This is a genomic window from Pseudomonas sp. JZ134, assembly GCF_051027695.1.
Classification (GTDB): domain Bacteria; phylum Pseudomonadota; class Gammaproteobacteria; order Pseudomonadales; family Pseudomonadaceae; genus Chryseomonas; species Chryseomonas luteola.
The window spans coordinates 1,717,063-1,729,064 of record NZ_CP069250.1 but is presented as its reverse complement, the minus strand read 5'-3'; the positions used below and the strand labels follow the sequence as shown (position 1 = coordinate 1,729,064).

Genomic DNA, 12,002 nt, shown 5'->3' with positions numbered 1-12,002 from the left:
ATGCCCTCCGCATTGCCGTGTAACGCCTGAGGCCGGTCTCCGGGCTCGTGAGCGGAAAACTCCTCCGCCGCGCCTTCCCAGACAGCTGTCCAGTGGCCTGTGCGACGATCAACTCACCTACCGTTGCGGGGGCAGCGCCGGCTTGCTACCGGCTTCCCTGTTTCACCTCATCGACCTATGTCACGAGGCACCTCAAGCAGACGCGCAGGTTACGGGCAAGCCCTGGGAGCGTCAACGAAAGTCATGGCAAATGGGGATAAATCTTTGCGCAGAAAATCCACCGGCGCGACAGATTCATTTCGCTTTATCGTCACCGCGCTATCATATTTGATAGCCATGCTGGCTGAAGCTGGCGATAATACGCCGCTTTCCATCCAGTCAAACCCTTTGGCTGGCCATGAAGTTATCGAGCTACAGGTCTCCCTATGTCCGAATCCACTGCCAACGATCCCCGTCTTAGCCGCATGAAGCGCCGTATCCGCAAGAAGCTCTATCTGGGCGAATTCCAGGAGCTGGCATTCGAGCTCAAGGCTGATTTCAAGGAATCGCTTGAAGACGAAGCGCTAGAAGCCCTACTGAGCGATTTCGTCGATTTCGTCGAGTCCCGTAATCTAGACTACATGGGTGGCTTCGGCGAAACCTGGATCGAAGGCACCATCATGGCAAACAAGCGTTACGGTTCGCCTACTGAGGAAGACCGTCAGGCCCTGACCGATTGGCTCAAGGCACGCAAGGAAGTGGCAAGCGCTTCTGCCAGCGAACTCTATGATGCCTGGCACTTTGAAGAGTAACAGGCCATCGTGAAAAGCCCCGGCCAGTGCTGGGGCTTTTTTATTTCTGCTGCGTTCAAGAGGCTGGCCAGTAGATCCGCGTCAACGGAATCAGCGACTTCAGTTCCAGCTCCAGGGACTCGTAATGCACCAGAAGCATGTCGACCAGCTGGTCCATGTCCATCAGAGCCACTAACTGACCGGCGCGCTCGGCCTCATAGATGGCCTCCTGACTGAAGCCGCACGTACTGACAAAAATACCCTTGTCATCTGCCTTCAGACAGTTCAGGAGCTCTCGCAACGTATCACCACTCACAACCCCCTGCCGATGCTGAACTCGAACCTTTACATGAGGAGGATGCAGGCCCAAGCCATCCAGGGACGCCTCGATAGCGAGACTGCCGTTGGATACAGAAGGCTGCTTGGTGATAAATCCCATGGCGCGTACCAGACCGGACACCAGTTGGATGATCTGCGCCTCGGAAAGACGATCGAGCCGATCAGCAATCAATTCGCGAGCCTGTGCTTCCATATCCTGTCGAGCACTGAGGATAGTGTCGGCCTCCTGCTCGCCCGGCTGAAAATCACCACGGCTGAGTGAGTCGAGCTGCTGCCAGATTTCCTGGCGCAACTGACAGCCCTGCACCGCATTCAATGCATTGCGCGCCTTGACGCTGAGCTGCGCACGGGGAATCTGTGCATACCACCTGACTTGTCTCAGGTTGGGCCACTCCTCGCATTCATGCGGATCATAGCTGTACCCACCTGTAACATGTCCCAGCCAGTACTGACGCGTCCTGTGGTCATACACGACTAAGGCATCGCCTACCCTGATGTCGTGGGTCAGCGTCTTGAGCGCCGACGCCCACGTATCCAACATTGACTCACTATGCTGGGTCGTATACTCGGAAAGCTTGATCTTGATTGCCTTTTCATCAGGATAAGCCCGCAGATCGCCCAGCTTGGGCCAACCCAGCGCAATTATCCCACGGCGCAACGCCTCGTTAAGCGCGCGCCCTTCTACCTCAATCTTCCACGCTTGATTCATAGCGATGCGCTTCCATTAACCTGCAGACACCTCCTGTTTGAAGGTACCCGCACATTCTGGTGAGAAATCAGTAATCAGGTTTGTAACCAGACCAAAATCCGGGAAGCGATGACGTCTAAAACGCCCGTGATGTGTTACAAATCGTGAGCCATGAAGTACTGCTAATCGTTGATAGGGACAAGCAGCGGCAGCAGATTACTGCTCAATGATGAGAAACTGTCTGCAAGTTTTTGGATAAAAACATCACATATTTTTCCTTGCCCCATGCGAAGGGACATTGGTGTCGTTTTTCATCGATAATGCCGTTTGAACGTTTAAACGAATAACGGCTAACTCAAGACGCCCATGCAAGTGGAATTGCCTAACCATTTACAGCCTCTTAACCGTTAAATCAGGCCAGACAATCGAATTCTCGCCGCCCATTAGCGTCGTAACTTCACACTGACAGCATGCATTTCCCATGACAACGATTCTGCAAATCTCTGATACTCACTTCGGTACCGAACAACAACCCGTACTTGATGCGCTGGAAGATCACGTACGTGAACATGGCGCCGACTTGCTGATTCTTTCAGGAGATATCACACAGCGAGCCCGTGACAAACAGTTCGAAGCCGGGCTGGCTTACGTGCAGCGTCTTGAGAAATATGGCATTCCAGCTACCCTGGTAATACCAGGCAACCACGACATTCCGCTTTATAACCTCTTTGCCCGCTTTATGACGCCCTATGCCAACTACCAGCGTCATTTTGGAAGCGACCTTGAACCTACCTATGAAGATGAACATCTTCTGGTCATTGGGTTGAACACTACGCACCCCAAGCGGCGCAAGGACGGAGCGGTTACATCCGAGCAGATTCAACGCGTCGTCGACCGCTTGAACAAGACCTCAAAGGAAAAGCTGCGCATCGTTGTAGCACATCAACCCTTTGGCGCCATGGTTCTGAGTGACTTGAGCAATCTGCAGGGCGGCGCAGGAGATGCGCTTACCGCCTGGGCTGACGCCGGCCTAGACTTGGTAATGGGTGGCCATATCCACCTCCCTTATGTTCTTCCCCTAAGCGGCCAGTACCCTGAGCTTTCCCGAGAGATATGGATTGTGCAGGCAGGCACGACGCTCTCCTCTCGCGTACGTGGCAGTGCACCCAACTCCTTCAATCGACTGATCGTAGGCAACGGTGAAACCAAATGCGTCGAGGTAGAGCGCTGGGACTTCATCGACAAGCGCTTTACAGTTGCCGAGCGCTTCAACCTGACCTGGAAGGCAGAAGAGCAGGCACTGGAGACGGATCGCCATGAGGTCCTGGTGCCCGGCGGTCAGCAATAAGAAGGCTTATGCGTGCATGGCATTGGTCAGGCGCGCTCTTGTCAGAGGTACCTGCCGCAGCCGTAACCCTGTCGCATCGAATACCGCATTGGCAATAGCGGCAGGCACTGCAGCAGACGTTGCTTCACCTGCCCCAACAGAAGGCTGGTCCGGCTGATCGAGCAAGACGATGTCAATCTCTGGTACCTCATGAAAGGCCAGCACGGGGTAGGCTCCCCACTCAAGACTGGTCACACCGGTAGGGTTGAACGTCACTTCCTGCTTGAGTGTACGGGCGATCGCCTGAATCACATTCCCCTCAATCTGATTCCTAACACCGTCCGGGTTGATGATGAGCCCGCAATCATGGGCAACCGTCACGCGTCTGACCCTTACTCCGGCTGAGCTGACATCCACATCGGCGACTACGGCCACATAGGCATTTTCATTCTCGTATTGAACGTAACTGATCCCGCGGCCCTGGACGGATTGGCCTTTCCATCGATCAGGACCCTGCTGTCGAGGCGTCCAGCGAGCCTGCCGGGTGGCCGCTTCAAGCACGGCACGGCCGCGAGGATCCTGCAGATAACGCAGTCGAAACGCCAAGGGATCAACCGACACGGCCCAAGCCAGCTCATCCATGAAGGATTCATTGGCAAAGGTGTTTGCTACCGCTCCCAAACCACGCAGTGCAGAGGGCCGTAGCGGCGAACTCAAGGGGTCGATCCAGTGCGTTTCAACCCGACAGTTCACCAGGGTGTAATTGGTGGGGGCGTTACGGTCTCCCCCCGCGTTGGGCCCCTGGATGGCCAGTCCCCGAGAGAGCTGTCCGGCCAACAGGGAAGCAGCTCCCGCCTTGGCGCTGGGCCGGGTGACATGAGTAGGCGTCCAGTTCTGGAAGTGCCACGCCACAAGGTCACCGGATTCGTTCATCCCTCCTTGCAGCTGCATCAGCATAGCCGGACCCTTGGGGTTCCAACCATGCTCGTCAGCCCTGGACCACTGCACACGTACCGGACGACCACAGTGCCTGGACAGCAGCGCAGCATCACCCGCGACATCGTCTGCCCCATTATGTCCATAGCATCCTGAAGCTTGGCTATAAATGACATGCACGGCGTGTTCGTCCATGCCTAGCAGATTGGCCAAAGCCGACCGTAACGGATAAATGCCTTGAGTACCCGACCAAATGGTTGCCGCGTCAGCTCGTACATCGGCAATAGCGCACGAAGGGCCAATCGAGTCGTGATTTTGAAAAGGCCAGCGGTACTCAGCCGAAATAACCTGGGCGGCTTGTCCCATATGCTCGATGACATCGCCCTGCTCGACCAGTACCTCAGGCTCGCCGGCCACATGGCGCAAACGGCCGTACAAATCGCCAGGGTTCGGCAACGTAGAGGTATAGCTCCACGTCACTTTGAGCGCACGGGCAGCCTGCATAGCCACCCATTCCTGCTCTGCAACCACACCCACGAAGTTGCCTTCATAGACCAGTTGCGCGCCTGCCGGTAGTTCACTGGCATCGAGGTGCTCGATTTTTAATCCATCCAGACGGCTGGCGCCCGTTATCGGAGGACGAATCACCCGCCCATGCACCATACCTGGGACAGTTAGGTCATGAATGTAACGAAACTGGCCGAAAACCTTGGCAGGAATATCCACTCGCGGTATGGATTGACCGACGACTCGATAGCTTTCGACCGCTCGAACACTAGCAGTCTTATCTACAGAACGTTCAAAGGCACCCTGCGTCAGCAGGTCGGAATAACGAATATAACGGCCTGCTGGATCGCCTCGGTAGACCACACATCCATCCACCGTATCGAGCACCGATGTATCGAGCCCCAGACGACGTGCACCCTCATTAAAAAGATAATGCCGGGCTGAAGCGGCAGCCTGACGCAACTGGGCACCACCCACCTGAATTGTCTTGCTCCCTGCTGTGATGCCCTGGTTGGGCGTCAACTGTGTATCACCCTGAATCAAACGAGTAGACTCGAACGAGACGCACAATTCATCTGCCACGATCTGGCGCAATGCGGTCTCAACCCCGGTTCCCAGCTCCACCTTGCCGCTATAGATAATGACGCGGCCATCCTGGCGAATAGCCAGCCAGGCGTCGAGCTGTCTGGCGTCCAGGGTTTTCTTCACCTGCTCGGCCGAAAGGTCAGGCGTCAATAGCTCGGCAGCCCGAACACCGTCAAAGCTGAACCCTACCACCAGAGCGGATAGCCCTTGGAGAAAACAACGGCGCGACACTAGAAAAGTCATAAGCGCTCCTCGCCCTGGCGCATGAGGCCTGCGGCACGCTGGATTGCTTTGACGATGCGCGTATGTGTTCCACATCCACACAGATTACCGGCAAGCGCCCGTTTGACCTGCTCGTCGGTTGGCGAGGTGTTTTGAGAGAGCAATGCCTGTGCACTCATCAACATGCCTGGAATGCAATACCCACATTGCGCGGCCTGCTCATCGATGAACGCCTGCTGCAGAGGGTGTGGTCGGTCTGGCGTACCCAGGCCTTCAACGGTCACAATAGCCTGGCTTGCCAGTGAGCCGACCGGCACGCAGCAGGAGCGTACAGGGCGACCGTCTGCCAGAACCGTGCAAGCCCCGCACTCACTAAGACCGCATCCGAATTTAGGGCTCATGATGCCCAGCTCGTTGCGCAGCACATACAACAATGGCACCTGCGGATCGACATCGACCTCGTAAGCCGCGCCGTTGACATTCAATTGATGGATTGTCATTGCCCGGCTCCTGCTTCTCGTTGACGGGCTACGTCCTGAGCCGAAAACACATGGGTATGGCCACCGAACCGGTGGCCGATATAAGTGGCCAGACTTGCAATCTGATCATCATTCAAGAGTGCGCGGTAGGCAGGCATAAAAGCCTCATCCTGCATCCCCTTTCGCTCAATCCCTTCAAGCATGACACGAATGAGGTTTGTTCCATCCGGGTCGCGCACGGCCGAGTAATTCGGAAAGGAATGCGGATAAGGTCCTCCCAGCCCTTGTCCATCGGGATGATGACAGCTCTCGCATAGCGACACGAATAACGCTTCGGCGTCTGTATTGCCCTGCGTTTCCGGCTTCACGCTTATTTCGGCATGCGTCGGTACGGTGCCCGGCTTTGCAGGCACGCTACGCAAATACGCCACCATGGCCCGCAGGTCTTCGTCCGTCAAAAACCGCAGGCTACCGCTGACAACCTGTGCCATGGGTCCGCCCGCTACCGCCTCCCCACGCTGATGACCATTTCGCAAGTAATTCATCAGCTTTTCGTCACTCCAGTCACCGATACCACGAGGGTCAGGCGTGATATTCCAGGCCGTCCATCCCTGCTGGCGCGCACCGCCATAGTGCAGAGAGCGATCCAACCCCTGACTCCAGGTACGAGGCGTATGGCATTCCCCACAGTGCCCTAGCGCCTCGCTCAGATAAGCGCCACGGTTGATCTGTTCGTTCGAAGAAACCTCGTTGAAACGGCCTTCACGGAAATTGAGTAGCTTCCAGCCCTTGATGATCCAACGCTGATCGAAAGGAAAACGCAGCTCATTGGTAGGCGGCGTATAGACAACGCTTGGCCGGGACCTTAGATACGCAAGGATGGACAGAACGTCGTTACGGGATAATTGGGTGTAAGCCGTATAGGGAAACGCCGGGTACAGATGTGCGCCATCAGGCCGTATGCCTTTATGCATGGCATTGAGAAACTGGTCGTCGCTCCAGGCACCGATACCAGTCGTGTTTTCAGGCGTGATGTTAGTAGAGTAAAGCGTACCGAAGAGCGTGATAAAGGCTACGCCACCGGCGAAGGGCAAGCCGTCCTTACGGGTATGGCAGCTCTGACAGTTTCCCAACTGCGTCAGGTATTCGCCCCGTTTCGCATCAATGCTTGCGCCCTCTCCCGCCCAGACAGGGCCATTGAGCGTGGCGAGCAACAACAAAGGCAGGGCTTTACACAAAGCCCGCCCTAAAGGTGGGCCTAACCCCATCGGCTATCGTCCTATTTTTCTATTTTTCACCTGTCCCGATGCAATGGGACGACAGCTGCGATTCGACTCGCCAAGATAAAGGCCACAAGCGGTGTGTGCAAGCCAAATGGACCAAAACGGATTCAGCAAGCCTGGCGGTTATTATCAAAACCTCAGACTTGTCACCTGCCCAAAATTTACGTACTGCTTACACAAGCCAAACACTTCTTGCAGTTCAACTGGGTAGGGTGCCTTTCCATGATTGCGCATACAACATGGGAGCACATATGCATCTTTTTTCTTTCAGCAAAACAGTTGTTGGCCTCGCAGCTATAGGCATAGCCAGTCTTGCTACGGCAGAGCCGCTTCACGGGCCTGGTCCCGGATCAGACTGGCGTGCTCCACACAATGCCGGTCCGGCCTTCAACCCAGGCCCCCGACATGGGCACGGGCTACCAGACTTTGCGCGGGAGGTCTGGATAGGCAGTGCACTCTACTTTTTGGCTGCAGGTACTTACTATGCATGGAATGCCGATCAACAGCGCTATATCGTTGTAACACCACCTGTTCTTACAACAGTCAGTACACAAAGTTATGACGTCATCGCCTACCCGGCTCGCGGCCAGACGCCCGATCAGCAGGCTCGGGATCGATATGAATGCCATAGCTGGGCAGTCACTCAAAGTGGCTCTGATCCAGCCACCGCAACGGCAGCCTCGCCAAGCGCAACTACAAATTATTATCGTCGCGCATTGACAGCCTGTCTGGCTGGACGTGGTTACAGCGTCAATTAAAAGAAGGAAAATAAATTACTCTAGCTAACCCGCCCAAGCGTTACCGTTTGGGTACAAAGCCGTCCGGCTTTCGTGACAGCCACTCCACGAATGCTCGTATTCGCTCATCCTCCATGAGGCGCTCACGGCTGTTGTAGGTGAGTGCTAACGCTTTCTCGTCAAACGTGGCATGAATGTGGTTATGGCATGGACGACATACCCACAGCGTTGCCGTAATACGCTCTATACGATCAAAGCGCTTTTGCACGTAGGGCTTGTCATGCAGAGACTTGGGGATCAGATGATGCCGAGTGAGCGGAGCCTTTCGTCCGCAAAGTTCGCAGGCGTCAGGCTGAGGCGGCAGTCGAATCGCGTCTGGCATGAAAGGGAAGGAAAATGTGTGTTTCCATCAGATTCAACCGATCCACCTAGAGTTCAAAGCGCCTCTGGTATCAGAGGCGCCCGCCAGCGGCACTGCTGGCCAGGTTAGGTGTAACCAGTACACGTTTGGCATCCAGATAGGACTTCTGCCAGTAACGGGTACTAAGGCTGTCTAGTCTTACCGTTCCGCCAGTACTGGGCGCGTGTACGAAGCGCCCTTCACCCACATAGATTCCCGCATGACTGACCTGCTTGCCTCCAGCCGTTGCAAAGAAGACCAGGTCACCGGGCTGCAAGGCCGATTGAGAGATAGAAGGCGCGTTGAGAGTGATCATTTCCCGCGTGGAGCGCGGCAAGCGAATCCCCATGACGTCGCGGTATACGAAATTGATCAGGCCACTGCAATCAAAACCGCTGTCGGGCGTGTTCCCTCCGTAACGGTAAGGCGTCCCAACCAGCCCTATTGCGCGAAACAGAACGTCATCGGCAGCCTGTGAATGGGTATCAAGCTGAACCCTGGAAACAGGCGTTGGCGCAGGAGGCGGAGAAGGCGGCGGAGTGCCGGCACAGGCGGCCAGCAGAATGGTCAGAGCAGTCAGTACGATACGAGCCAAAGCAGGCATAGGACAATCCATTCACTCTTGCATTCCACCTCGATCGCGCAGCGTTGAACGCGCTACGCGATCAAAGCCTTGTTAGCGCAATATGCGCTTTCCTTCGAGGAAGCTGACCTTCCAGTAATGGTCTTCAAGACTGTCTACACGAACACCGCCACTGCGATGGCTCGAGGAATGAATAAACTTCCCCTCGCCCATGTAAATGGCTGCATGACTGACACGACCGCGGCCGTTGTGATTGAACAGCAGAATGTCGCCTGGCTGCAGGTCGTTCTTGCTGACAACAGGTACATCAAGATTGATGATCTGGCGGGTTGAGCGTGGCAACTGGATACCGGCTTCCTCACGGAAGACATAATTGACGAAGCCACTGCAGTCAAAACCCTTGAGCGAGCTTCCGCCAGTGCGATAAGGCGTACCGACAAGCTCTTCGGCGCGGGTCAGGATGCTATCGGCCAGAGTCGGCATCGGCTGCGTGGAGCCAACCTCATGCTCCCAGCTCAAAGGCTGACGGGAGGCATGACCACCCCCACGGGTAGCTTTGCTGGAAAGCCAATGAATTGGCTGAGCCGATTGCTTGCTTTCAACAGCGGCCGATTGTTCCCGGGCCGGCTTTGAAAGCTGTGCCTGTTCAGGCTTTTGTTGTTGTGGAGCGTTGGCGCAAGCCGCCAACAAAGCAATAAAACTTAGGGGCACGAGGGGTGCTAAGCGAGTCCGTAGCATGGGCACGACCGTGTCATAATTCAAAAGTTGCGACACTTTGCCGTTTACCCAGCGAACAGGCAAGAATTTTTTAATCGGACATGTGACTTAAAATAATCGATAAAACGTCTACGGCCCTTTTTTGGAGCCTGACTGTCACCGATGCACTCAAATCAGTCATGGTTGGATTGATCTCGGCAACAAAACCCCCGTTGTTGAGGGTCTGCAAGGCTGGCTCGATTACATACGGGAAACTGGCGGTAGTGCCTATGAGGAGCACAACGTCATAACCGATAGCATTCTGCTGCATCAGAGTAGATGCCGCTCTGGCAGGTAAAGCCTCCTCAAACAGCACGACAGGCGGTCGTAAAACACCCCCGCAACGGTCACACCGTGGCGGCAGGGAATGACCAATTTTATCAGCAACAGGGATATCGCCTGCCTCGCAGGCCGAGCAAAACAGTGGCCCCATTTCGCCATGGATCTCTATGACTCTGTTCATGGGCGATCCGGCTCGCCGGTGAAAACCATCGATATTCTGGGTCAGCACCCAACACTCAGACTTGCGCCGCTGTAACTCAGCGATGGCCTCGTGACCTGCATTGGGTTGAGCGCTAAGACAAGCCCTGCCCAACTCCGCCAGATACTTCCAGCAGACATCCGGACGGTGTCGAAACATCGTACCGGAGAGCGCAGCCTCGATAGGAATGCCCTCTTCAGTTTTTCCGTTATACAGCCCATTGAGACCGCGATAGGTAGGCAGACCAGAGTCTGCCGAAAGCCCAGCACCTGTTATCACAAGAATCCGCTGAGCGCTTTCAAGCGCCTGGGCCACCTGCCGTATCGTGTCCATCAATGATTTACCGTATGCGCGAGCATGACCGAAAGCTGACACAACGGCCGCTTGCTTTCCGCCTGCCATTGATTGAAGGCGGCCTGCATGGCAGCCCGATCACGCTGACTGGTCGGCTCCTTGTCGATAACGTTTTGAGCCTTGAGCGCAGCCACAACGTCCTGCGTGGCGACAAATGTGTCCTTGCCCGCCATTCTCAAAAAACGCGGTGCTGAAAGCCCTCCCATCTGACTACCTCGCCTGGATAAAAGCTGCCAGAGCCCCACGATATCCTCTGAGGGCCAATTCGCCAGAAATTGGCCAAAGTCACCCTGTTCCCGCTGGATATCCAGGATGAACTGCGCATTACGGGGAACGCTTTTCAGCTTCCCCAGATGCCGGATCAGACGCGTGTCCTGCATGAGCCGCTCCAGCCATTCGCCGCCCATCAGGACGACCTTTTCTGGATCAAAGCCAAAGAAAACCTCTTCGAACGCAGGCCACTTGGCGTCTACCAGGCTGTGCTTGAGACCCGCACGAAATATTCGCCGTGTCATCAAGGACAAATAGCGGTCAGCAGCCACTTGGGCGAGCGCTTCGGCTGATGCGGGCTGGGGTAATACCGCTTCAAGGGCTTTGGAAGAGCCGAAGCGGTTCAGGCAAAACTCATGTAGCCAGGCATAGTCACGCATTGGAGAACACAGTACCTCAGAGATTCATGACATCCAGAAAACGCGGTGTAGCGTCCTCATCGATGCGCAGGTTCACAAAATCGAACAAATTACGGTCGGCCAGCTGCGAAGGAACTACATTTTGCAGAGCCCTGAACATAATTTCGGTGCGCCCCGGGGTCTTGCGATCCCACTCCTGAAGCATCTCCTTGACTACCTTGCGCTGCAGGTTTTCTTGGGAGCCGCACAGGTTGCATGGAATGATCGGGAACTGCTTGAGCTCTGCGTAGGCTTCGATGTCCTTTTCGCTGCAATACGCGAGCGGACGGATTACAACATTGCGTCCATCGTCTGCCAAAAGTTTAGGCGGCATTGCCTTGAGGGTTCCGCCATGGAACAAATTAAGGAAAAAGGTCTCTACTATGTCGTCCCTGTGATGGCCAAGCGCCATCTTGGTCGCTCCAATTTCGTCGGCATAGGTATAAAGCGTTCCGCGGCGCAGACGCGAGCAAAGCGAGCATGTCGTTTTGCCTTCGGGAATCTTTTCCTTGACGATGGAATAGGTGTCCTTTTCGATGATGTGGTAAGCCACACCGACGGATTCGAGATAGGCCGGCAGTACGTGCTCGGGAAAGCCTGGTTGCTTCTGGTCCATATTGACCGCAACGATCTCGAATTTGATAGGCGCGACCTTTTGCAGGTACAGCAACACATCAAGCATGGTATAGCTGTCTTTACCACCAGACAGGCAGACCATGACCTTGTCGCCATCTTCGATCATGTTGAAATCGGCGATGGCTTCGCCAGCCAGACGTCGCAAACGTTTCTGGAGCTTGTTCTGATTGACAGAAAGGGTGCTCATGGATGAATCCAAATCAGGAAATGCACGAAAAGGACTATTTTACGCGTAAAGCACGGTTTCCCCT

At 55.2% G+C, this 12,002-nt stretch carries 13 protein-coding genes and 1 riboswitch; of the genes, 3 read left to right on the top strand and 10 right to left on the bottom strand.

Translation table 11 applies throughout. The features are described 5' to 3' along the window. Nucleotides 1-13: 13 nt before the first annotated feature. Nucleotides 14-210: riboswitch (cobalamin riboswitch) on the bottom strand. A 215-nt stretch (nucleotides 211-425) separates the two neighbouring features. Next, nucleotides 426-791 carry a YggL family protein gene (locus JQR86_RS08080; RefSeq protein WP_010794739.1) on the top strand — a complete coding sequence of 122 codons (366 nt, stop codon included), beginning with the start codon at nucleotides 426-428 and terminating at the stop codon, nucleotides 789-791. A 55-nt stretch (nucleotides 792-846) separates the two neighbouring features. Here the strand turns inward: JQR86_RS08080 and JQR86_RS08075 are convergent, their stop codons facing one another. Beyond that, the gene (locus JQR86_RS08075; protein ID WP_434154667.1) at nucleotides 847-1,818 is read right to left on the bottom strand and encodes a restriction endonuclease; all 972 of its coding nucleotides are present in this window, start codon (nucleotides 1,816-1,818) and stop codon (nucleotides 847-849) included. A 460-nt stretch (nucleotides 1,819-2,278) separates the two neighbouring features. Between JQR86_RS08075 and JQR86_RS08070 the strand changes: the two genes are divergently transcribed. After that, complete coding sequence (locus JQR86_RS08070) at nucleotides 2,279-3,145, top strand: metallophosphoesterase family protein (protein ID WP_010794741.1); 867 nt, start codon at nucleotides 2,279-2,281, stop codon at nucleotides 3,143-3,145. Between the two features lie 6 nt (nucleotides 3,146-3,151). On the opposite strand, the gene JQR86_RS08065 is transcribed toward JQR86_RS08070, so the two are convergent. Genes JQR86_RS08065 through JQR86_RS08055 form a run of 3 tightly spaced genes read right to left on the bottom strand, consistent with a single transcriptional unit; the run spans nucleotide 3,152 to nucleotide 7,073 of the window. Then, a complete protein-coding gene (locus JQR86_RS08065; protein WP_434154666.1) occupies nucleotides 3,152-5,395 on the bottom strand; it encodes a molybdopterin cofactor-binding domain-containing protein in 2,244 nt (747 codons plus the stop codon). Continuing rightward, nucleotides 5,392-5,874 carry a (2Fe-2S)-binding protein gene (locus JQR86_RS08060; protein WP_286788810.1) on the bottom strand — a complete coding sequence of 161 codons (483 nt, stop codon included), beginning with the start codon at nucleotides 5,872-5,874 and terminating at the stop codon, nucleotides 5,392-5,394. The genes JQR86_RS08065 and JQR86_RS08060 overlap by 4 nt, the downstream gene beginning before the upstream one ends. Next, the gene (locus JQR86_RS08055) at nucleotides 5,871-7,073 is read right to left on the bottom strand and encodes a c-type cytochrome (protein WP_434154664.1); all 1,203 of its coding nucleotides are present in this window, start codon (nucleotides 7,071-7,073) and stop codon (nucleotides 5,871-5,873) included. The genes JQR86_RS08060 and JQR86_RS08055 overlap by 4 nt, the downstream gene beginning before the upstream one ends. Nucleotides 7,074-7,387: 314 nt before the next feature. On the opposite strand from JQR86_RS08055, the gene JQR86_RS08050 reads away from it, so the two are divergent. Continuing rightward, nucleotides 7,388-7,894, top strand: coding sequence for a hypothetical protein (locus tag JQR86_RS08050; protein WP_434154663.1), 507 nt, complete (start codon nucleotides 7,388-7,390; stop codon nucleotides 7,892-7,894). Between the two features lie 40 nt (nucleotides 7,895-7,934). Here the strand turns inward: JQR86_RS08050 and JQR86_RS08045 are convergent, their stop codons facing one another. The 6 genes from JQR86_RS08045 to ttcA all read right to left on the bottom strand — a co-directional run bounded on the left by JQR86_RS08045 (nucleotide 7,935) and on the right by ttcA (nucleotide 11,938). Next, a complete protein-coding gene (locus tag JQR86_RS08045; protein ID WP_019366965.1) occupies nucleotides 7,935-8,255 on the bottom strand; it encodes a hypothetical protein in 321 nt (106 codons plus the stop codon). A gap of 70 nt (nucleotides 8,256-8,325) precedes the next feature. Next, nucleotides 8,326-8,877, bottom strand: a complete 552-nt coding sequence (locus tag JQR86_RS08040) for a C40 family peptidase (protein WP_434154662.1) — start codon at nucleotides 8,875-8,877, stop codon at nucleotides 8,326-8,328. A gap of 72 nt (nucleotides 8,878-8,949) precedes the next feature. Further along, nucleotides 8,950-9,567, bottom strand: a complete 618-nt coding sequence (locus JQR86_RS08035; RefSeq protein WP_374940328.1) for a C40 family peptidase — start codon at nucleotides 9,565-9,567, stop codon at nucleotides 8,950-8,952. Nucleotides 9,568-9,664: 97 nt separating this feature from the next. Then, nucleotides 9,665-10,426 carry an NAD-dependent protein deacylase gene (locus JQR86_RS08030; RefSeq protein ID WP_434154661.1) on the bottom strand — a complete coding sequence of 254 codons (762 nt, stop codon included), beginning with the start codon at nucleotides 10,424-10,426 and terminating at the stop codon, nucleotides 9,665-9,667. Next, on the bottom strand, nucleotides 10,426-11,097 hold the full coding sequence (locus tag JQR86_RS08025; RefSeq protein ID WP_434154659.1) for a DNA-3-methyladenine glycosylase I: 672 nt from the start codon (nucleotides 11,095-11,097) through the stop codon (nucleotides 10,426-10,428). The genes JQR86_RS08030 and JQR86_RS08025 overlap by 1 nt, the downstream gene beginning before the upstream one ends. Before the next feature lie 16 nt (nucleotides 11,098-11,113). After that, nucleotides 11,114-11,938 (bottom strand): tRNA 2-thiocytidine(32) synthetase TtcA, encoded by an 825-nt coding sequence (gene ttcA, locus JQR86_RS08020; RefSeq protein ID WP_019366962.1) that lies wholly within the window; start codon nucleotides 11,936-11,938, stop codon nucleotides 11,114-11,116. Nucleotides 11,939-12,002 lie beyond the last annotated feature (64 nt).

Bases quoted from the DNA above. Each gene is read 5' to 3' on its own strand.
- JQR86_RS08040 (WP_434154662.1), bottom strand. From the start codon at position 8,877: ATGCCTGCTTTGGCTCGTATCGTACTGACTGCTCTGACCATTCTGCTG.
- JQR86_RS08075 (WP_434154667.1), bottom strand. From the start codon at position 1,818: ATGAATCAAGCGTGGAAGATTGAGGTAGAAGGGCGCGCGCTTAACGAG.
- JQR86_RS08030 (WP_434154661.1), bottom strand. From the start codon at position 10,426: ATGGACACGATACGGCAGGTGGCCCAGGCGCTTGAAAGCGCTCAGCGG.
- JQR86_RS08045 (WP_019366965.1), bottom strand. From the start codon at position 8,255: ATGCCAGACGCGATTCGACTGCCGCCTCAGCCTGACGCCTGCGAACTT.
- ttcA (WP_019366962.1), bottom strand. From the start codon at position 11,938: ATGAGCACCCTTTCTGTCAATCAGAACAAGCTCCAGAAACGTTTGCGA.
- JQR86_RS08065 (WP_434154666.1), bottom strand. From the start codon at position 5,395: ATGACTTTTCTAGTGTCGCGCCGTTGTTTTCTCCAAGGGCTATCCGCT.
- JQR86_RS08070 (WP_010794741.1), top strand. From the start codon at position 2,279: ATGACAACGATTCTGCAAATCTCTGATACTCACTTCGGTACCGAACAA.
- JQR86_RS08025 (WP_434154659.1), bottom strand. From the start codon at position 11,097: ATGCGTGACTATGCCTGGCTACATGAGTTTTGCCTGAACCGCTTCGGC.
- JQR86_RS08050 (WP_434154663.1), top strand. From the start codon at position 7,388: ATGCATCTTTTTTCTTTCAGCAAAACAGTTGTTGGCCTCGCAGCTATA.
- JQR86_RS08060 (WP_286788810.1), bottom strand. From the start codon at position 5,874: ATGACAATCCATCAATTGAATGTCAACGGCGCGGCTTACGAGGTCGAT.
- JQR86_RS08080 (WP_010794739.1), top strand. From the start codon at position 426: ATGTCCGAATCCACTGCCAACGATCCCCGTCTTAGCCGCATGAAGCGC.